This is a genomic window from Pseudarthrobacter naphthalenicus (assembly GCF_029076445.1).
Taxonomy (GTDB): domain Bacteria; phylum Actinomycetota; class Actinomycetes; order Actinomycetales; family Micrococcaceae; genus Arthrobacter; species Arthrobacter naphthalenicus.
This window is the reverse complement of sequence record NZ_JARESG010000001.1, coordinates 196,619-217,090: the sequence shown is the minus strand read 5'-3', so window position 1 is coordinate 217,090 and position 20,472 is coordinate 196,619. Positions and strand designations below refer to the sequence as shown.

The window sequence follows — 20,472 nt, the reverse complement described above, 5'->3', positions numbered from 1 at the left end:
CAAATTCCGGAGCGGTCATCGCCGTCGGCCCTCACGCATCCGAGAGGTGCGCGATGGTGGCACCGGCCCGGCGCTGCGCCGCCACCGGGACGTCGGCGACGATCTCCTCAAGGAAGCCGAAGCGGCGCAGCCACTGGCTGCTCTGGCGTTCCGGCCGGGCGTTGGCGCGTTTCCACCAGTCGGCGATGTCGCCCCAGCCGGGCGCCGCCAGCGAGCCGCCCACCTCCTGGACGGCCAGGGAGGCGCAGAGGTTCGCGAACCGGAGCCGGTTTCCCAGCGGCCAGCCGGCCAGGCTGCCCATGATGAACGCCGCGTCGAAGCAGTCGCCGGCGCCGGTGGGGTCAAAGGCGGTCACGGGCAGCGACGGCACCCACTCCTCCTCCCCCGTTTCGGAGTCCACCGCCATGGCACCCTGCGCGCCGAGCGTCACCACCGCCACGGGCACCCGGTCGGCCAAGGCGTACAGCGCGGACCACGGGTTGTCCTTCCCGGTGAAGGCCATCGCCTCGCGCTGGTTGGGCAGGAACGCGTGGAAGTACTGCAGGTTCTCCAGCCGGACCGGAGCCCATTCCCCGCTGGGGTCCCAGCCCACATCCCCGAACAGCTTGACCCCGGCCTGGTGCGCGGCCTTGGCCCACGGTTCGATTTCGAGGCCGAGTTCGGCGATGCCGGCGATCGCCGGCGGCGGCTGTCCGATCAGTTCGGAGGCCGTGACGGGCGCCGGGTGGCCGTGCGTCACCAGCGAACGGTCATGGTCGACGCTGAGCGAGACGGTGACCGGCGAATGCCACCCGGCCACGCGGCGCGACAGGCTCAGGTCCACGTGCTCCTGCCCGGCCAGGATCTTCCAGTTGTAGTCCCCGTAACCGTCGTCCCCGAAGGCGGCAGCGAGCCCCGTTTTCAGGCCCAGCCTCGCCGCGGCAATGGCCTGGTTCGCCACCCCGCCGGGGCAGCTGCCCATGCCTTCGCTCCAGATTTCGGTGCCGGGCTCGGGCGCGTGCGGCAGGCCGGTGAAGATGATGTCCTGGAAAACTGTGCCGGCCAGGATCAGGTCGAAGCCTCCGTCGGCCTGGTTGCGTACGGACGAAAGAGGATCGAAACGGCGGTCCGGTGTGGCGTCCATGTTCGGCAGACTACGCCCTGCCGCCGCGCCGCGGTAGGGGCACGGCAGCAGTTTGATGAAGCCGCCTAGACTGCTGACTATGCGGCTCATGATTGCCGGTGGCGGCGGATTCCGCGTGCCCCTCGTGTACCGGGCGCTGGCTTCGGGCCCCTTCGCGGGGCTGGTCAGCGAACTGGTGCTGTTCGACGTCGATCCCGCCCGGCTCAGTGCCATCGCCGCGGTCCTGCGGGCCATGCCCTTGCCTGACAAGCCAGCGTCCGACGGCGGTGCTCCTGCGGGTGCGCCGCCTCCTGCCGTCCGCACCACCACGTCCCTGCCGGACGCCCTGCGCGGGACGGACCTCGTGTTTGCGGCCATCCGGCCCGGCGGCACCGCCGGCCGGATTGCGGACGAACGCGTCGCCCGGGACCTCGGCCTGATGGGCCAGGAAACCACGGGCCCAGGCGGCATCTCCTACGCCCTGCGGACCATCCCGGAAATGCTGCACCTGGCCCGGCAGATGCGGGACCTCTGCCCGGACGCCTGGCTCATCAACTTCACCAACCCCGCCGGCATGGTCACCGAAGCCCTCGTGCCGGTCCTGGGCCGCAAGGTCATCGGGATCTGCGATTCCGCGGGCGGCCTGGTGCACCGGGCCGCCCGGGCTGCCGGCGTTTCCTTGCCGGACGGGAGGCTCGACGGCGTGGGCTACTGCGGGCTGAACCACCTCGGCTGGCTGTACCGGCTGGAGTCCGGAGGCCGCGACCTGTTACCCGGGCTGCTGGCCGATCCGGCCGCCCTCGCGTCGTTTGAGGAAGGCCGGCTCTTTCCCCAGCCGTTCCTGGCGGAGCTCGGCGCTCTGCCCAATGAATACCTCTATTACTACTACCAGCGGGACGCTGCTGCGGCGGCCATGCGCACCATGCCCGTCACCCGCGGGGAATCCATCCACCACCAGCAGGCCGAACTGTATCCCCGGCTTGCCGCCTCCGGCGCGGACGCGTACCGGCTGTGGGACGCGGCCCGGCGTTCCCGCGAGGAAGGCTACCTGGCCGAGGCCCGGACCCACGGTGAGCAGCGCGACGAAGCCGACCTCGCCGGCGGCGGCTACGAACGGGTCGCCCTGGCCGTGATGCGCGCGCTGGCTGGCGGCACCGCTGACGGGTCCGGCGGCCCCGGCACCGCCTCCGGCGGGCGCGCCACCCAACTGATCCTCAACACCCCCAACACCCTGCCCACTGCTCCTGCACAGGCGGACACACAGGCGGACACCCAGGCCGCCACCGCCGCAGGCACCCCTCCGCAACCCGCCATCCCGGGACTGCCCGCGGACGCCGTCGTCGAGGTCCCCTGCACGGTAACGCCGGACGGCGCGCTGCCGCTTCCCCAGTCGGCGCCGGGCCATGATCAACTCGCCCTGCTGCAGCGGGTCAAGCGGGTGGAGCAGCTCACGGTGCGGGCCGCGACGCAGGGCGACCGGGCTGCCGCCGTCGACGCTTTCAGCCGGCATCCGCTGGTGGATTCGGCCGTGCTCGGGGCGGCGCTGCTGGAGGGCTACGAGCGCGCCTTCCCCGGGCTGGGTGCACTCTGGCGGCAGGAGTAGTGTTTTACCGAATGGACAAGAGCCGGCCCGGGGATCCGCGCCGGAAGGGGAAGGAGGGGCCATGACACCGATCCGCAGGGTCGCGCTGCTGTCCCTCCACACCTCCCCCATGGAGCAGCCCGGCTCCGGCGATGCCGGCGGCATGAACGTTTACATCCGCGAACTGGCGTCGGCGCTGGCCGAGGCCGGCGTCGAAGTGGAGATCTTTACGCGGTCCACCTCGGCCAAGCAGCCCGCCGTCGAGCACCCCGACCCCGGCGTGTGCGTCCACAACGTGTTCGCGGGGCCGCAGCGGAAGATCCCCAAGGAGGAACTGCCGGCGCTGCTGCACACCATGGTGGCGGAGATCGAACAGATCCGGCAGCGCCAGCCGCACGGCCGTTACGACCTCATCCATTCGCATTACTGGGTGTCCGGGATCGCCGGCCTGGAACTCGCCGATCTCTGGGGCGTGCCGCTGGTCCACACGATGCACACCATGGCCAAGGTCAAAAACCTCCTGCTGCAGTCCGGCGAGCAGCCCGAGCCCCGCCGGCGCGAAGACGGTGAACACCGGATCGTCGACGGCGCAACACGCCTGATCGCCAACACCAGCGCCGAAGCCACGGAACTGGTCTCGCATTACGGCGCCGACCCCGACCGCATCGATGTGGCGCCGCCCGGCGTGGACCTCAGCACGTTCACGCCCGCCTTCCGCGCGCGCTCCCGGGCGGAGCACGGGGTCCCGCCGGAGACCTTCCACCTGGTCTTCGCCGGCCGCATCCAGCGCCTCAAAGGTCCGCAGGTCCTGCTCAAGGCCGCGGCCCTGCTGCGGAAGCGGCGGCCGGGAATCGACCTCCGGGTCACCATCCTCGGCGCGCTGAGCGGCAACAAGGACTTCAACCTCCGGCAGCTGATCACCGAGTCCGGAATGGACGACGTCGTGACGCACCTTCCGCCCGTGAACGCGGCCGAGCTGGCGTCCTGGTTCCGTGCGGCGGACGTTGTGGTGATGCCTTCCTACAGTGAGTCCTTCGGGCTGGTGGCCATCGAAGCGCAGGCGTGCGGGACCCCGGTGGTGGGAACGCGGGTGGGCGGCCTGCAGCGGGCCATCCACCATGGCCGGACCGGGCTCCTGGTGGACGGGCACCATGCCAAGGACTGGGCTGACGCGCTCGAAGCGATGTATGACGATCCGGACACCCGCGCCGACATGGGCCGGGCAGCCTCCATCGGGGCGGAGAACCTGGGCTGGAACCGTACTGCGGCCATCACGCTGGAGACTTACCATGCCGCCGTCGAGGACAAACTGGCGGGCCGTCCGGCACCGGCCGTTTCCGCGAGTGCGGCGGCCCCCGCCGTCGCGGTGCACTAAGGAGAACCCATGACTGGCCTGAAACCCCTGAGCGACCTCGAGATCGCGAGGCAGGCCATCATCCGGCCGATCGAGGAAATTGCGGCGGCGGCGGGCATCAACGGCGAGGCTCTGGAACTCTACGGCCGGTACAAAGCCAAGGTTGACCCGGCCCTGCTTACGGCCCCCCGGCCGGCCGGGCGGGTGGTGCTGGTCTCCGCCATGTCACCCACGCCCGCCGGGGAGGGAAAGTCCACCACCACGGTGGGGCTGGCCGATTCGCTGGCCCGGGCAGGGCACAAGGTGATGATCGCGCTGCGGGAGCCCTCGCTGGGGCCGGTGCTGGGCATGAAGGGCGGGGCCACCGGCGGCGGCTACTCCCAGGTGCTGCCGATGGACGAGATCAACCTGCACTTCACCGGCGACTTCCACGCGGTGACCTCAGCGAACAACGCCTTGATGGCCCTCGTGGACAACCACATCTACCAGGGCAACGAGCTGAACATCGACCCCCGGCGAATGACGTTCAAACGGGTGCTGGACATGAATGACCGCGCCCTCCGCGAAGTGATCATCGGCCTTGGCGGACCTACCCAGGGAGTCCCGCGCCAGGACGGGTTCGACATTACGGTGGCCTCGGAAATCATGGCGGTCTTCTGCCTGGCCGCGAACCTGGCGGACCTCCGCGAGCGGCTGGGCCGGATCACGTTCGGCTACACATACTCCCGGACCCCTGTCACGGTCGCGGACCTCGGTGTCCAGGGTGCGCTCACGTTGCTGTTGAAGGAAGCCATCAAGCCCAACCTCGTCCAGACCATTGCCGGCACGCCCGCGCTGGTTCACGGCGGTCCGTTCGCCAACATTGCGCACGGCTGCAATTCGCTGATCGCCACCCAGACGGCCCGGCGGCTCGCGGACATTGTGGTCACCGAAGCGGGCTTCGGCGCCGACCTGGGTGCGGAGAAGTTCATGGACATCAAGGCGCGGGTGGCTGATCTGGCCCCCGCCGCCGTTGTGCTTGTGGCAACTGTGCGCGCGCTCAAGATGCACGGCGGCGTGCCCAAGGACCGGCTCACGGTGCCCGACCTCGAGGCGCTGCAGGCCGGCGTCGTGAATCTCCGGCGGCACATCCATAACGTGGAGAAGTTCGGTGTCACCCCGGTGGTGGCCATCAACCAGTTCTCCTCCGACACCGCCGAGGAACTCGACTGGCTCCTGGAGTGGTGCGCGGCCGAAGGTGTGCAGGCCGCCGTCGCCGACGTCTGGGGGCGCGGCGGGGGCGGCGACGGCGGTGACGAGCTCGCCGCGAAGGTGGCGGCGGCGGTTTCCGCGCCGAGCAGTTTCCGGCACCTGTATCCGCTGGAGCTGCCTGTAGAAGAGAAGATCCGGACCATCGCGCAGGAGATCTACGGGGCCGACGGCGTGGACTTCTCCGTCCCGGCCCTGAAGCGGCTGGCCGACATCGAAAAGAACGGCTGGACCGGGCTGCCCGTCTGCATGGCCAAGACCCAGTACTCCTTCAGCGACGACGCGTCCCGGCTCGGCGCGCCGAAGGGCTTCACCATCCACGTCCGCGACCTCATCCCCAAGACCGGGGCCGGCTTTATCGTGGCGTTGACCGGAGCGGTGATGACCATGCCGGGCCTGCCCGCCGCCCCCGCCGCCATGCGCATGGACGTGGACGACGCCGGCAACCCGGTAGGCCTCACCTAACCCGACGCTCTCTCACTTAATGTGGGTTTTCCGGCAACCCTCTCTCACTTAATGCGGGTTTTCCGGCAACCCTCTCGCACTCCCCGGGCAGCCGCCGCCGCTGAGGACGGTCACCACGCCGCCGGGTGCCGCCGTCGGCCGTTGAAGGCTGTTAAAGCCAGGACGCTCCCCCACCTTTTGGTGAGAGAGCGTCCGGCAAAACCCCGCATTAACTGAGAGAGCGTCCGGGAAAAACCCACATTAAGTGAGAGAGCGTCCCGAGGCCGAGGGGGGGCGGCGCGAGGGGGCGGGTTAGCGCTCCAGGTCGCCGCGGATGAAGGCCTCGACCTTTTCACGGGCGAGGTCGTCGTTGAACTGCTCCGGCGGAGACTTCATGAAGTAGCTGGAAGCGGAGAGCAGCGGGCCGCCGATGCCGCGGTCCAGGCCGATCTTGGCGGCGCGGATGGCGTCGATGATCACGCCGGCGGAGTTCGGTGAGTCCCAGACCTCCAGCTTGTACTCAAGGGACACGGGCGCGTCGCCGAAGTTGCGGCCCTCGAGGCGGACGAACGCCCACTTGCGGTCGTCGAGCCACTGGACGTAATCGGACGGGCCGATGTGGACGTCGCGCGGGGCGATGTCGGCCTCGACGTTGGAGGTCACGGCCTGGGTCTTGGAGATCTTCTTGGACTCGAGGCGGTCGCGCTCCAGCATGTTCTTGAAGTCCATGTTGCCGCCGACGTTCAGCTGGTACGTGCGGTCCAGGGTCACGCCGCGGTCTTCGAACAGCTTGGCCATGACACGGTGCGTGATGGTGGCACCGATCTGGCTCTTGATGTCGTCGCCCACGATGGGCACGCCGGCGGCGGTGAACTTGTCGGCCCAGGCCTTGGTGCCGGCGATGAAGACGGGCAGGGCGTTGACGAAGGCAACGCCGGCGTCGATGGCGGCCTGGGCGTAGAACTCGGCCGCTTCCTGGGACCCGACGGGCAGGTAGCAGACCATGACGTCGGCCTTGGCGTCCTTGAGGGCCTGAACCACGTCAACGGGTTCCTCGGTGGACTGCTCGATGGTCTCGAGGTAGTACTTGCCGAGGCCGTCCAGGGTGTGGCCGCGCTGGACGGTCACGCCGGTGGGGGGAACTTCGGCGATCTTGATGGTGTTGTTTTCGCTGGCGAGGATGGCATCGGCCAGGTCAACGCCGACCTTCTTGCCGTCCACATCAAACGCGGCAACAAACTGGACGTCGTTGACGTGGTACTTGCCGAACTCAACGTGCATCAGACCCGGGATCGTGGCCTGGGGATCGGCGTCGCGGTAGTACTGCACACCTTGGACGAGCGAGGCGGCGCAGTTACCCACACCAACAATGGCAACACGAATCGGATTTGCAGACACGGAACTCCTTTGAAGACAACCTCAGCCGCCAGTGCGGTCCATGCCGGAATTACGACGGCGGCGCGCTGGCAGTGCACCAAATGGCGCTTTACCATCTTACCCAACCAAGCGGGGGCCGGGATTGTTCCCGGCCCCCGCAACGTGAAAGGTGCAGTTAAGTTACTTCTGCTTCCACAGGTTGATGTCCGACTCCACGGCGAACTCATCGATGGCCCGCAGCTCATCGTCCGCGAACTCAAGGTTGTTGATGGCGGCGAGGCTGTCTTCGAGCTGCCGGACGCTGGACGCGCCCACCAGGGCGGAGGTCACGGCGGAGCCCTTGCCCTGTTCGCGGAGGATCCAGGCGATGGCCATCTGCGCCAGCGTCTGGCCGCGGCCCTCGGCGATGGCGTTGAGCCCGCGGATCCGGCCCAGGTTCTCGTCGGAGATCATGCCCTGGTCCAGGGACTTGTGCTGGGCGGCGCGCGAATCAGCGGGCACGCCGTTCAGGTACCGGTCCGTGAGCATTCCCTGGGCGAGCGGTGAGAACGCGATGGATCCGGCACCCACCTGGTCGAGCACCTCATACAGGTTCGGTGAACCGTTCTCGGTCCAGCGGTTCAGCATGGAGTAGCTCGGCTGGTGGATCAGCAGCGGAGTGCCGAGTTCCTTCAGGATCCGGGCTGCCTCCAGGGTCTGCTCCGGGGTGTAGGAGGAGATGCCCGCGTACAGGGCCTTCCCCGAGCGGACGGCGGAATCCAGCGCACCCATGGTCTCTTCCAGCGGCGTCTGGGGGTCGGGACGGTGGCTGTAGAAAATGTCCACGTAGTCCAGGCCCATGCGCTCCAGCGACTGATCGAGGCTGGCCAGCAGGTACTTGCGCGAGCCCCAGTTGCCGTAGGGTCCGGGCCACATGTCGTAGCCGGCCTTGCTGGAGATGATGAGCTGGTCCCGGTACGGCTTGAAGTCGTCCTTGAAGTGGCGGCCGAAGTTGGTCTCGGCACTGCCGTAGGGCGGCCCGTAGTTGTTGGCGAGGTCGAAGTGGGTGACGCCCAGGTCGAAGGCCCGGCGCAGGATGGCGCGCTGGGTCTCAAACGGCTTGTCGTCGCCGAAGTTGTGCCAGAGTCCCAACGAGATGGCCGGAAGCCTCAGGCCGCTGCGTCCGACGCGGCGGTAGGGCATGGAGTCGTAGCGGTTTTCCGCGGCTGAATAGGTCATGCGTCCAATCCTGTCATTTGGTGGCGGACGCAGTGGAGCGCCCGCCGGGCAACTTATGCCGCGTCGGTCAGAACCGCAGCGCTGTGCGCAGCCAGAACAAAGGTGTCGCCGTCCGCGGCAGACGCATCGTCTGTGGCGAGCAGCACAGCGCCCCGCACCGCGTCGAGCCGGACCGGCTCCGGGGAGAAGTTCAGCAGTACCTCCACGGACCCGCGCCGGAAACGCAGCCAGCCGGCGTCGTCGTTGTAGGTCACGTCAGTGGCCGCGAATCCCAGCCCGGCGAGGTCCGGGTGTTCGCGCCGCAGTGCGGTCAGGGACCGGTAGAGCGCCAGCAGCTTCGCGTGGTCTCCCGTGGAAGCCTCAGCCCAGTTGAGCTTGGAGCGGCGGAACGTCTCGGGATCCTGCGGGTCGGGTACGACGGCGGGATCCCACCCCATGCGTTCGAACTCGCGGATCCTGCCCTCCGCCGTCGCCTTGCCCAAGTCCGGTTCGGGGTGTGAGGTGAAGAACTGCCACGGCGTGGACGCCGCGTATTCCTCCCCCATGAACAGCATGGGCGTGAACGGCGAGGTCAGGGTCAGCACGGCAGCAACAGCCAGCGGGCCGTAGGCCAGCGACTGCGACAGCCGGTCCCCCACCGCCCGGTTGCCGATCTGGTCGTGGTTCTGGTTGCAGACCACCAGGGCCGACGGGTGGACCAGCGACGTGTTGATGGGCCGGCCGTGGTGGCGTCCGCGGAAACTGGAGTAAGTGCCGTCGTGCAGGAAGCCGTCCTTGAGGACCTTGGCCAGCACGCCGAGGGATGCAAAGTCGGCGTAGTACCCGGTGGTCTCGCCGGTGACGCTGACGTGCACGGCGTGGTGGAAGTCGTCGCTCCACTGCCCGGCGAGCCCGTAGCCGTTGGCCTCGCGGGGGTAGATCAGCCGCGGATCGTTCAGGTCCGACTCCGCAATGAGCGTCTTGGGCAGCCCGGTCTCCGCCGAAATGGCCGCCCCCAGCGCACCCAGATCCTCCAGGAGCGGCACGGCCCGCTCGTCACGGAAGGCGTGGACGGCATCCAGCCGCAAGCCGTCCACATGGTAGTCGCGGAGCCAGAGTGCGGCGTTGTCCAGGATGTATTCACGGACGACGTCGGAGCCTGGGCCATCGAGGTTGACCGAGTCGCCCCAGGTGTTGGCGTCGCCCTGCTTCAGATACGGGCCGAACTGCGGCAGGTAGTTTCCGCTGGGGCCCAGGTGGTTGTAGACCACGTCCTGGATGACACCCAGCCCGGCAGCGTGCGCGGCGTCCACAAAGCGCTGGTAGGCCTCCGGCCCGCCGTAGCCTTCGTGCACCGCGTACCACTGCACGCCGTCGTAGCCCCAGTTGTGGGTGCCGTTGAACGCGTTGACCGGGAGCAGTTCCACAAAATCGATGCCGAGGTCCGCGAGGTATTCGAGCTTGCCGGCCGCCGCCTCCAGGGTGCCGTCCGGGGTGAAGGTCCCCACGTGGAGTTCGTAGATGACCGAGCCGCGCAGGTCCTTCCCTTGCCAGCCCGCGTCCTGCCAGGCGTGGGAGGCGGGATCGTAGGTCCGGGACAGGGCATGCACGCCGTCCGGGGCCCGCCGCGACCGCGGATCCGGCAGCGGGCGGGTTTCGCCGTCGAGCAGGTAGCCGTAGTCCACCTCGGCCTCCGCGGGGGCGTCGGGTGCGGACCACCAGCCTTCCGCGCCCGGGGCTGCGGCCACCTGCTTCATGGGGTACTGCTGTCCGTTGGCGAGCAGGACCACCGCGGAGGCGTTGGGCGCCCAGACATCGAACCGCTCGGATCCGGCGTTGACCAGGGTCATGCGTTTTCTCCGTCCACCGGTACCAGCAAAGCCACCGGGTAGGTACCCAGGACGGCGGCCACCGAAACGGTCCCGGCGGGGTACTGTGCGCCGGTGAGTTCGTCCCGCACCGCCGTGGGAAGGCCGACGGCGGTGTCCCGCCACCCGCCCTCGCGCTCCAGGCCCACGGGGAGCCGGGTGGCGAGGGTGATGGCCCCGGAGGCGCCGCGCTGGAACGCCAGCAGATGCTGCGCCGCCGCCCCGGATGCGGTCAGCGGGTGGTAGTCCTGGAAGAGGTCGGGCCGGTCGCGGCGCAGCCTCAGGGCCCGGGAGGTGACCAGCAGCTTGCTTGCTTCGGTCCCCGCGGCGGGGAGGGTGCCGGCGTCGATGGCTGCCAGCTCGGTGACCCGCTGGGCGAAGTCGACCGGCCGCCGGTTGTCCGGGTCGGTCAGCGACCGCTCCCAGAACTCGGACCCCTGGTACACGTCCGGCACGCCGGGCATGGTCAGCTGGATGAGCTTGGCCGCCAGGGAGTTGGACGCGGCGGCGGAGTCGATCCGTGCCACGAAATCCTGCACCACCCGGGTGACCCGGGCGTCGTCGAATGCCACGTCCACGGCCGCGGTGACGCTTGCTTCGAACGTTTCGTCCGGGTCCGTCCACGTGGTGGAGTTGCCGGCTTCACGGGCCGCCTTCTGCGCGTAGCCCTGCAGACGCTCCCGCGACGCCGGCCACGCACCGATGACGGCCTGCCACAGCAGGTTCTCGAACGGGCCGTCCGGCACCGGGGCCAGTTCGCGGAGGGTGTTCAGGGTTGCCGTCCACTCGTCCGGCAGTTCGGCGATCACCGAGATCCGGGCCCGGGCGTCCTCGCTGCGCTTGGTGTCGTGCGTGGACAGGGTGGTCATGGAGAGGGGCAGCTCCTCCTGCCGGCGCCGCATCCGGTGATGGAACTCCTCGGCGGAAACGGAGAACTCGGTGGGCTCGGCGCCCACCTCAGTCAGCGTGCCGAGCCGGGTGTAGCGGTAGAACGCCGTGTCCTCCACCCCCTTGGCCATCACCATGCCCGACGTCTGCTGGAAGCGCACTGCAATGGGGTTGGCGGGATCGAGCAGCAACGGCAACAGGGCGCCCACAGCCGATGCCAGCTCGGGACGGTGCTCTGCCGCCGATCCGCAGGCCTCCTTCAGGGTCTCCGCGCCCGTGGGCAGGTAGGTGCGGTAGACGGGGAAGGAGGCGATAATTTCGGCAATGGCGTCCGCGGCCGGCTCCAGCTCGAGCCCGGCCGAAGCGGGGACCAGGCGGGCCAGCCGCAGCACCTCGGCCCGCAGGATGCCGTCGGCAATCATCCGTTTGGTGCCACGGATCATCTCCGCGTAGTCGGCCGGAGCGCCCGCACCGCGCAGGGCGGTGTCCAGCGCATCGAGCCCTGGCTGGCCCGAGGGGTCCACCAGGACGCGGTCCACGTCCGCCAGGGCGTCGTAGCCGGTGGTGCCCTCGCAGGCGAAGTCACCGGGAAGCTCCTCCCCCGGCTCCAGGATCTTCTCCACCAGCACGTAAGCGCCGCCGCTGATTTCCTTGAGCCAGCGCAGGTACCCGGCAGGATCGGCCAGGCCGTCCGGGTGATCCACCCGCAGCCCGTCCACCAGGCCGTCGTCGAACCAGCGATTCACCTCGGCATGGGCCTCGTCAAAGACCCTGCGGTCCTCAACCCGGATGCCCGCCAGCGTGGTGACCGCGAAGAAGCGCCGGTAGTTCAGCTCGGCGTCGGCGCGGCGCCAGTCCATCAGCTCGTAGTGCTGCCGGCCGTGGACCTCCTGCGGGGAATCGCCGTCGGAATATGTGCCCGGGGCGAGCGGGAAGCGGTGGTCGTAGTACCGGAGCTCCCCGTCCTTGATTTCGAGCTGGTCCAGGTCCCCGTCCGAGCCCAGCATCGGCAGCCGCACCTTGCCGCCAAGCTCCCAGTCGACGTCGAACGCTTCCGCGTATGGTGAGCCGCGGCCCTCCCGCAGCAGCGACCACCACCAGGGGTTCTGTGCAGGTGAGGCCACTCCCACATGGTTGGGGACAATGTCCACCAGCACGCCCATGCCATGGGCGCGGGCAGCCTTGGACAGCGCGAGCAGCCCTTCGGGCCCGCCCCGGTCCGGGTCCACTGAGGACGGATCGGTCACGTCATAGCCGTGATCGGACCCGCGCTCAGCGGTCAGGATCGGAGAGAGGTAGACCCAGTCGACGCCCAGTGACTTCAGGTAGGGCACCGTTTCAGCTGCATCAAAGAGCGTGAAGCTGCTGCGGATCTGGAGCCGGTAGGTGGACGCCGGGGACTTCACTTAGCGGGACCCTTCGGTTCGGTGATCTTTTTCGTTTTTGCGGGCTCCGGCACCGTGGGGGTGCTCAGGGCGGCGGTTTCCGCGGTGGCCGTCTGCGACAGAGCGGCGAGCGACGCGGCCACGGAGTGGTCCGGTTCGGTCTCCTCAATGGTGTGCGCACGGAGCACCACCAGGGACTTCGCCGCCACGGGCAGGGCTTCGCCGGCCTTGACCGGTTCGGTGTCCGCGTTGTGGCCGGCGGTGTCGATGATGATGTCCCAGGCGGGCGCGTATTCATCGTTCGGGAGGGTGAAGTTCACGATGTCGTCGTGGGCGTTGAAGTACAGGACGAAGTTCACGTCCGTGATCCGGCGGCCGCGGTCGTCCTTGCCCTGAATACCGTCGCCGTTGAGGAACACGCCCACCGAACGGCCGAAGCCGCTGTCCCAGGCGTCCGGCTTCATGGTCTCGCCCGAGGGGTCCAGCCATACGATGTCCGGCAGCCGCTCGCCTTCTCCTCGCAGCACGGGACGCCCGTCGAAGAACCGGCTCCGGCGGAACGTGGGGTGCTTGGCGCGCAGCGCGTTGACGGCGGCCGTGAACTCGATGAGGGGCTGATCGATGCTTTCCCAGTTGATCCAGGTCAGTTCTGAGTCCTGGCAGTAGCCGTTGTTGTTGCCCTGCTGGGTGCGGCCGAGTTCGTCGCCGTGCAGCAGCATGGGCACGCCCTGGGAGAGCAGCAGCGAGGCGATGAAGTTCCGCTGCTGGCGGGCGCGCAGCCCCAGGACCGCGGGATCATCGGTGGGGCCTTCGGCGCCGCAGTTCCAGGAGCGGTTGTGGGATTCGCCGTCGTTGTTGTCCTCGCCGTTGGCGTCGTTGTGCTTCTCGTTGTAGGACACCAGGTCCGCGAGGGTGAAGCCGTCGTGGGCGGTGACGAAGTTGATGGACGCCACGGGCCGGCGGCCGGAGTGTTCGTACAAGTCCGCGGAGCCGGTGATGCGGGAGGCGAATTCGCCCAGGGTGGCCGGCTCGCCGCGCCAGAAGTCCCGGACGGTGTCGCGGTATTTGCCGTTCCATTCCGTCCACTGCGGCGGGAAGTTGCCCACCTGGTAGCCGCCGGGGCCAACGTCCCACGGCTCGGCGATCAGTTTGACCTGGGAGACTACCGGGTCCTGCTGGATGAGTTCGAAGAAGGTGGACAGCTTGTCCACGTCATAGAATTCGCGGGCCAGGGTGGAGGCGAGGTCGAACCGGAAGCCGTCCACGTGCATTTCGGTGACCCAGTAACGCAGCGAGTCCATAAGCAGCTGCAGGGAGTGGGGCTGGCGGACGTTGAGCGAGTTGCCCGTGCCCGTGTAGTCCATGTAGTGCTTCTCGTCGCCCTCCATGAGGCGGTAGTAGGACTGGTTGTCGATGCCCTTGAAGGACAGGGTGGGGCCCAGGTGGTTGCCTTCGGCGGTGTGGTTGTACACCACGTCCAGGATCACTTCGATGCCTGCGCGGTGCAGCGACCGGACCATGGCTTTGAAGTCCTGGACCTGCTGGCCGGTGTCGCCGGTGGAGCTGTAGGTGTTCTGCGGGGCGAAGAAGCCGATGGTGTTGTAGCCCCAGTAGTTGTTCAGGCCCTTGTCCTGCAGCGTTCCGTCATTGACGAACTGGTGCACCGGCATCAGTTCGATGGCGGTGATCCCCAGCTTCTGCAGGTGCGAGATGACGGACGGGTGCGCCACGCCGGCGTAGGTGCCGCGCTGTTCCTCGGGGATCTCGGGGTGCAGCTGGGTGAGGCCCTTGACGTGGGCTTCGTAAATGACCGACTTGTGGTACGGGACGCGGGGCAGGTGGTCGCCGTCCCAGTCGAAGAACGGGTTGATGACCACGCCCATCATCATGTGCGGGGCGGAGTCGTCATTGTTGATGGTGTCCGGCTCTTCGCCCAGGTTGTACGTGAACAGGGAAGGATCCCAGTCGATCTGGCCGTGCACGGCCTTGGCGTAAGGGTCCAGGAGCAGCTTGTTCGGGTTGAACCGGTTGCCGGACTGGGGGTCGTACGGGCCGTGGACACGGTAGCCATACTTCTGCCCGGGCTGCACCTGCGGGACGTAGCCGTGCCACACGTAGCCGTCCACTTCATCGAGGCTGAACCGCGTCTCAACACCGTCGTCGTCGAAGAGGCACAGTTCCACCTTCTCCGCGCGTTCGCTGAACAGCGCGAAGTTTGTGCCAGTCCCGTCATAAGTGGCGCCAAGCGGGTAAGCCGATCCGGGCCAGATTTCCATGCGTGCTCCTCATTGTTGTTCGACATCGGGGCGGGCGAAGTCATCGCCGCGCCACCCAGCCGGTGCAGAACCTATAGCTACGGTAGCGGGTGGGTGCGACTATTACGTTTCCAGGCCCCGTGTGTACTAAGCATGCTGACTTTACCTCACACCTCTGCTATGGCCGCAATCCTCGGGCCGGCCAGTGCTCAAGCATGTCCTGGCGGACCATTGCGTATGTGGTGGTGGCCGTGTAGTTGCCGTGCGTCGCCACAACGAACTGGGAATGCCCCGGCTCCGTCTCCACGCCGTAAACGTCCAGGTGGTTGCCGTGTGGGGTGTGGGCGCAGGCAGGGAATCCCAGGAAATCGGACCGGCGCCAAATATTCCTCCATACCGGCGTCTCCGCTTCCTGCCCGGCCCTCAGGAGCTTCACGAGAGTCAGGCCCTCCGGACCGTTGCCCTCCGAACCGTTCCCTGGGGCCTCGTTCAGCCGGGCCGCCTTCCATGGGTCCGCGGAGAAGAGGCCGGGTCCCCGCGTTGGCCAGGTTCCAAGGACTGCCGGGCCAAACAGCTCGGGGAAGAACCGGCCGAAGTAGGGCCGCAGTTGGACGCCGTAGGTGAGGAGCCTGATGCGTTTGAAGTCCAACCCAGGTTTGCTCGCCTTGAGATGGAAGAGCGCGGCAATCGCCACCACAGCGCCCAGGCTGTGGGCGGACAGCAGGACGGTGTGGTGGTGCTCGCCGGTCTCCGGAGCCGGCCCCGGGGAGGGCGCCTCCAGCCAGTCGTTGATGCGCCGGGCAAGCTCAGGGACTACGCGGTTGGAGTAGCTCGGGGCACCGAACGGATGGGCGGCATTGGGAAGGAAGCACATCACGTCCCAGAGGATGGCAAGAGGCCTTTCTTCCTTTGACGTTGCGGCGTTCAGCACCATGAAGGCGAGAATAACGGTTGCCGCCAGGACGATTCCCCAGCCGGCGAAGTCTTCCTGGATGACGTCCATGGGGCCTTTCAGAAGGACGCGATAACGCGTCGCGCCGCTGCCGTTGCGGAGGGCGCTGGCCGCGATCGCCAAGACGGCGGCACCCCAAATCAGCAGGGTGAGGAGACCAAAGGCTGCTTCCCCGCGCTGCGTCAGAGCCGAGAGCCGGCGACGACGGTAGGTCAGGTTCCGGCGTTCGGAACCAGGGCTTTCGGCCCCCGAAAGGGGATCCACGTCGATGTCGCTGAAATACGACGGCGGCTGCACCGGCGGCGGTCCGGTTCCGGCAGGTGCGGGCGGCTGCATGGGCGTGAGGCCGCCTTTGAGGATCAGCCAGGAGCAGGCGGGCACAAAACCGACCAGCGCCAAAACAATGCCGACGAGCAGCAGGCCTCCCGTGAGTGCGTAGACGGAAGGGACGTCCAGCACATCATGAAGGTCAACCTCGGACCCGCCGGCGCCCCGCCAGAGTTCCTCGGGCCGGGCTGGCAGCTCTTTGTCCATGGGCCACTGAAGGAGTTTCCGCAGTCCCAGGACCAGCGCGCTGGAAAGAAAATGGGCCGTGAGGATCGCGGCGAACATAAAGACGGCGGGACCCCCGCCGCGCCAGCCTTCGTCAGTGCCGCCATCCCGCGTCTGGAGGCCCACGTAGAAGGCGATGAAGACAGCCGTGATGGCGGCCGGGATCCACAACACCGAGTCATCCCACAGGCCGCCCGCCCAGAGAATGAGCACTGCAGAGCTCACCGAGGCCCCCGCGATAGCGAGCTGAAAACCGCGTCCGCTGCGCATGAACAGGCCTGCGACAGCCAGGACCACCAACGCAGTGAGCAGGAGCAGGGACGCCACCCATGTTCCGGCGAACGGCAGGCTGGGAACCGCGTCCGGGGTGGGAACGAGTATCAGCTGGCCGATCGTCAGGAGCACCAGGGCCGCCCCGCCGGTCCAGAGGGCGTTGGACCACTTGGTGCCGGCGGCATCTTCTTCCGGTGCGCGAACTTCTGGATAGAAGAACGCCACCGTGACCATCGTTGCCAGCAGCAGCAGCACCGAGAGAGCCAGGAACGGCGCGGCCAGGCCGTCCCGGCCTATCGCCGTACCCAAGTCCCGGAGGCAGTCGCTGCCGAGCATCCGAAGGGGTGTCTGGCAGTCGCGCCGCCACAACGCTCCCATGCTGTCGGACAGGAGCAAGATGCACACCAGCGCGAGGCAGGCGGCAATGTGCGCCCTGCCGGTCACCGTGGAAACGTGGGGGCGGGTCCACAATCCGGGGGAAGCGAGGAAAGGGCCGCCGTCCGAAGCTTGGGCGGCACCTTGTGGCGGCTCTTCATTCCAGCTGACCCGGACCGGCGCGAGGTTCCGCACGGTGGCAAGTTTCGCCGTGACAAACACGGCAAGGATCGCTGCCACCGGCACCAGAGCGGCCAGGGCCAGGCGCTGGCCGCGCGACCAGCCCGTCAAGAAATCCAGGGCTTCCGGCAGTTGCCGGCACATGGCTGTTGGCTGGCCGGGCCCCGTCGAAGGAAAACATTCCACCGCAAGCAGGCCGAAAGCCACCGCGCAGAAGGTGGTGGTGAACACGAGGCTTAGCAGTAACGCGAAGAGCCTGACCGTCCCGGCGCCTGGTCCAGCCGCGAGGGGCCGGGCCCCTGTACCCGGGGCCGGCAGCCGCCGGGCCCAGTAAGCCGCGTTGGCCAGGGCGAACGGGACCACGAGGAACCAGAAGGACTGGCCGAGCACGCGTGCCACGCCCTTCAGAAACGATGAAGACGGGGAAGTCCGTGCCAGATTGCCCCAACTGTAGGCCTCGACCCGGGTGGGCTGCCCGGCCGGCGGGTCCTTTTCGGTCCAGAAGCCGCTGAGGGCGTCCCCGTCGCCCACAGGCTCAATCTGGTCCGCCCTGCAGCCGATGAGGTCGTGCGGGGCCGTGTTTTTGATGCCGTGGATGCGGAGTTCCAGAACCCGTGGACCTCCTGCCTGGGGTGCCCCGCTGACGACCTTCTGCGCTGATGATTCGACCACGGTGTCTCCCCCCAAATTTCGGCGGCCAGCAGCGGCTGGTAGCCAAATGTTACGCCCGGGAAATCAGGGGTCCACAGACCGGTCAGCCCGCGAGCCGCCCCCAGACCGCCGGAACGGCGTCCGCAATGCGGCCCGCGGTGAACGGTCCCCCCTCGGCTGCGGCGGTCCCGGCCCGGCCGTGGAGGCTGGCGCCCAGCGCCGCGATCGCTGCCCAGCGCTCGTCCGGATCGATGCCTGCGTTCCGGAAGCGCCCGACGTCGGACCCCACCTGGGCGAGCAGCGCGCCGATGATTCCGGCCAGGACGTCGCCGCTGCCCGCGGTGGCGAGCCACGGCGTGCCGTCCGCCTGGCTGTAGAAGTCCTGGAAGGGCGAAGCGACCAGGGTGCTGGGGCCCTTGAGCAGCACGGTGGCCTCGGTCAGGACGGCCGCCTGCCGGACGGCGCCCAACGTGTTTGCCTCCACTGCGGAACGGTCGTAGTCCGCCCCGAGCCGGTCCAGGAGCGCTGCGAGTTCGCCGGCATGCGGGGTCAGCACCACCTGCGGCGCCAGGACGTCGGGAAGGGCCGGCAGCGCACCGGCGTCGGCGATCACCGGCAGGCCCGATTCGACCGCGTCGCGGGCGCGCTGGAGCTGCTCCGAGTCGCCGGGCCCCATGCCCGAGCCGACCAGCCAGGCCTGGACGCGGTTGTCCGCCACGGAGCCGGTACTGCAGACCACTTCAGGGCAGGATTGGCGGACCAGGTCTGCCACCGCGGGCGGCCCGAGGTAGCGGACCATGCCCGCCCCGGCGGACAGCGCCCCGCGGCAGGCCAGCACCGCGGCTCCGGGGTAGTCCTCCGAGCCGGCCACCACGCCCAGCACCCCGCGTGAGTACTTGTGCGAACGCCTCCCCGGTCTGGGCAGCAGCCGCCCAAGGTCCGCGGGCTCGAGGCGGCGCAGCGACGGCCAGGGCAGGTGTTCTTCGATGCCGATGGGGACCACCTGGACGCGGCCGGCGTGGTCGGCCCCGGGATCGGCCAGCAGGCCGGCTTTGGCGGCGCCGAACGTTACGGTCAGGTCCGCGGACAGGACCGGGGCATGCGCCTCGCCGGTGTCGGCGTCCACGCCGCTGGGAATGTCGCAGGCGACCACGAGTCCCGGCAGCTCGTTCGAAAGTCCGCTCACCAGGGCGGCAGCCGCTCCCCGCAGGCCGCCTTGGGCACCCGTTCCCAGGATGGCGTCAAGTACGACGTCGGCACCCGCCACGTGCGCTGCGAGCTCGCCGGCATTCGCCTCGGTGAGGACATGCACGCGGCCGCCCGCGCGCTCAAAAGCAGCCAGCGCCTCGGGGTGGGCGGCGTCCCCGGTGAGGACCGCCGTCGTACGCATTCCCCGCGCGGCCAGGAACGACGCGGCGAAGAGGCCGTCGCCGCCGTTGTTGCCCTTGCCGGCAAGGACCGCCACGCTGGCGCCGTAGAGCCGCCGGCCGCGGGCCCGCAGCTCGTGGACCACGGCGTTGGCGAGCCCGTAGGAGGCGCGCTGCATCAGGACGGCACCCATCCCCGCGGCCAGGAGCGGCTGTTCTGCGGCTCTGATCTGGGTTCCGGTGTAGGCGCTGATCATGGTGTCAGGTGCGTGGGCGTCCCGGCGGAGGGGCGCTCAGCCTTCGGCGAGGACCGTGGCGGTGGCAATCCCGCCGTCGTGGCTGATGGACACGTGCCAGCGTTTGACGCCCTTGGCCTCGGCCACCGCCAGGACGGTGTCCTTCACCTGGATGGTGGGGCCATGCTGGTCCAGGCCGATCCAGCAGTCCTGCCAGTTCATGCCGGCCGGCGCGCCGAGCACCTTGGCCACGGCTTCCTTGGCTGCGAACCGGGCCGCGAGGGACCGGGTGTTGAGCTCGCGTTCGGCCGGGACGAACAGCCGGTCCCGGAGACCCGGCGTCCGTTCAAGCTGGCGGCCGAACCGCTCGATGTCTACAACGTCTACCCCAATGCCAACAATCATGGCTCTACTCTACGGTGACGCCCGCGGCCGGGCTGTTCATCAACGCAAATGAGTCACTTTTGAACCGGGCCGGCACATCCGGATTCACATCAACAGGACCACTACCTGTCATGCGCGACGGCGAGTGAGGGCAGTCAGGGTGTCGACGATGAGCGACCGGTGCAGGGCCGCAGACCAGCCGTGGGTCCTTCGGATGTGCACGATCGTGTCGGCGCAGAGCAGAACGTCGGTGACGACGGTGAGGTGTTCAGGATTCAGCCCCTCTGCGAGGTGGCCATCGGCTGCGGCCTGGTCCCAGAACGAGCGGCACAGTTGGGTGGTGGAATGGCGTCCGGCCTGGGCGGCTTCTGCGAGCTCCGGCTCAAGACCCTCGGACTGGGCAGCAACCTCGAACAGTGGGGCCGCCCGCTCCGCGATACCGACCGAGACGTCGGCGAGGGCCTCGATTCGTTCGGCCAGGGTGGCGGCGGTCATCGCGTCCTGGATCCGAGGGCGGTGGGCGACATCAACCGGCTCTGCGTCACCCACAAGCGCCTGGTCGATGACACGCCTGAACAGGGCTGCCTTCGTCCCGAAGCGGACGTAGACAGTGCGAGCAGCGACACCGGCGCGCTCTGCGATCTGGGCCAGAGTTGTTGCTACGTAGCCCTGATCGCAGAAAAGCATGCTCGCCGCCTCGATGAGCTGGGCCTCTGTTCGGGCCACCCGTTTGGCCCTGAGGTCAGGGGCGGTAAGGGATTTTTGCTTGACGTCCTTGCTCATGAGATGCAGTATAGCTGCA

13 protein-coding genes are annotated in these 20,472 nt (G+C 68.3%); 3 read left to right on the top strand and 10 right to left on the bottom strand.

Annotation, left to right across the window (positions count from 1 at the left end; all coding sequences use genetic code 11):
- Positions 1 to 31: 31 nt before the first annotated feature.
- Positions 32 to 1,123 carry a carbohydrate kinase family protein gene (locus PY310_RS01050; RefSeq protein WP_275212287.1) on the bottom strand — a complete coding sequence of 364 codons (1,092 nt, stop codon included), beginning with the start codon at positions 1,121 to 1,123 and terminating at the stop codon, positions 32 to 34.
- Positions 1,124 to 1,202: 79 nt separating this feature from the next.
- On the opposite strand from PY310_RS01050, the gene PY310_RS01045 reads away from it, so the two are divergent.
- The 3 genes from PY310_RS01045 to PY310_RS01035 all read left to right on the top strand — a co-directional run bounded on the left by PY310_RS01045 (position 1,203) and on the right by PY310_RS01035 (position 5,751).
- Entirely contained in the window at positions 1,203 to 2,705 is a 1,503-nt protein-coding gene (locus PY310_RS01045) for a family 4 glycosyl hydrolase (protein WP_275212286.1), read from the top strand.
- A 61-nt stretch (positions 2,706 to 2,766) separates the two neighbouring features.
- A complete protein-coding gene (mshA, locus tag PY310_RS01040) occupies positions 2,767 to 4,059 on the top strand; it encodes a D-inositol-3-phosphate glycosyltransferase (protein WP_275212285.1) in 1,293 nt (430 codons plus the stop codon).
- A gap of 9 nt (positions 4,060 to 4,068) precedes the next feature.
- Positions 4,069 to 5,751, top strand: coding sequence for a formate--tetrahydrofolate ligase (locus PY310_RS01035; RefSeq protein WP_275212284.1), 1,683 nt, complete (start codon positions 4,069 to 4,071; stop codon positions 5,749 to 5,751).
- 291 nt (positions 5,752 to 6,042) lie between these two features.
- Here the strand turns inward: PY310_RS01035 and PY310_RS01030 are convergent, their stop codons facing one another.
- The 9 genes from PY310_RS01030 to PY310_RS00990 all read right to left on the bottom strand — a co-directional run bounded on the left by PY310_RS01030 (position 6,043) and on the right by PY310_RS00990 (position 20,453).
- Positions 6,043 to 7,128: an inositol-3-phosphate synthase gene (locus PY310_RS01030; protein ID WP_275212283.1), complete on the bottom strand. Its 1,086-nt coding sequence runs from the start codon at positions 7,126 to 7,128 to the stop codon at positions 6,043 to 6,045.
- A 159-nt stretch (positions 7,129 to 7,287) separates the two neighbouring features.
- Positions 7,288 to 8,325, bottom strand: a complete 1,038-nt coding sequence (gene mgrA, locus PY310_RS01025) for an L-glyceraldehyde 3-phosphate reductase (RefSeq protein ID WP_275212282.1) — start codon at positions 8,323 to 8,325, stop codon at positions 7,288 to 7,290.
- 53 nt (positions 8,326 to 8,378) lie between these two features.
- A complete protein-coding gene (gene treZ, locus PY310_RS01020; protein WP_275212281.1) occupies positions 8,379 to 10,154 on the bottom strand; it encodes a malto-oligosyltrehalose trehalohydrolase in 1,776 nt (591 codons plus the stop codon).
- Positions 10,151 to 12,466: a malto-oligosyltrehalose synthase gene (gene treY / locus PY310_RS01015; RefSeq protein WP_275212280.1), complete on the bottom strand. Its 2,316-nt coding sequence runs from the start codon at positions 12,464 to 12,466 to the stop codon at positions 10,151 to 10,153. The genes treZ and treY overlap by 4 nt, the downstream gene beginning before the upstream one ends.
- The gene (gene glgX, locus PY310_RS01010; RefSeq protein ID WP_275212279.1) at positions 12,463 to 14,721 is read right to left on the bottom strand and encodes a glycogen debranching protein GlgX; all 2,259 of its coding nucleotides are present in this window, start codon (positions 14,719 to 14,721) and stop codon (positions 12,463 to 12,465) included. The genes treY and glgX overlap by 4 nt, the downstream gene beginning before the upstream one ends.
- Positions 14,722 to 14,878: 157 nt before the next feature.
- Positions 14,879 to 17,704 carry a hypothetical protein gene (locus PY310_RS01005; protein WP_275212278.1) on the bottom strand — a complete coding sequence of 942 codons (2,826 nt, stop codon included), beginning with the start codon at positions 17,702 to 17,704 and terminating at the stop codon, positions 14,879 to 14,881.
- 82 nt (positions 17,705 to 17,786) lie between these two features.
- Positions 17,787 to 19,307, bottom strand: a complete 1,521-nt coding sequence (locus PY310_RS01000) for an NAD(P)H-hydrate epimerase (RefSeq protein ID WP_275212277.1) — start codon at positions 19,305 to 19,307, stop codon at positions 17,787 to 17,789.
- Positions 19,308 to 19,343: 36 nt separating this feature from the next.
- Positions 19,344 to 19,691 carry a holo-ACP synthase gene (locus PY310_RS00995; RefSeq protein ID WP_275212276.1) on the bottom strand — a complete coding sequence of 116 codons (348 nt, stop codon included), beginning with the start codon at positions 19,689 to 19,691 and terminating at the stop codon, positions 19,344 to 19,346.
- A 108-nt stretch (positions 19,692 to 19,799) separates the two neighbouring features.
- Entirely contained in the window at positions 19,800 to 20,453 is a 654-nt protein-coding gene (locus tag PY310_RS00990; RefSeq protein ID WP_275212275.1) for a TetR/AcrR family transcriptional regulator, read from the bottom strand.
- Positions 20,454 to 20,472: the final 19 nt, after the last annotated feature.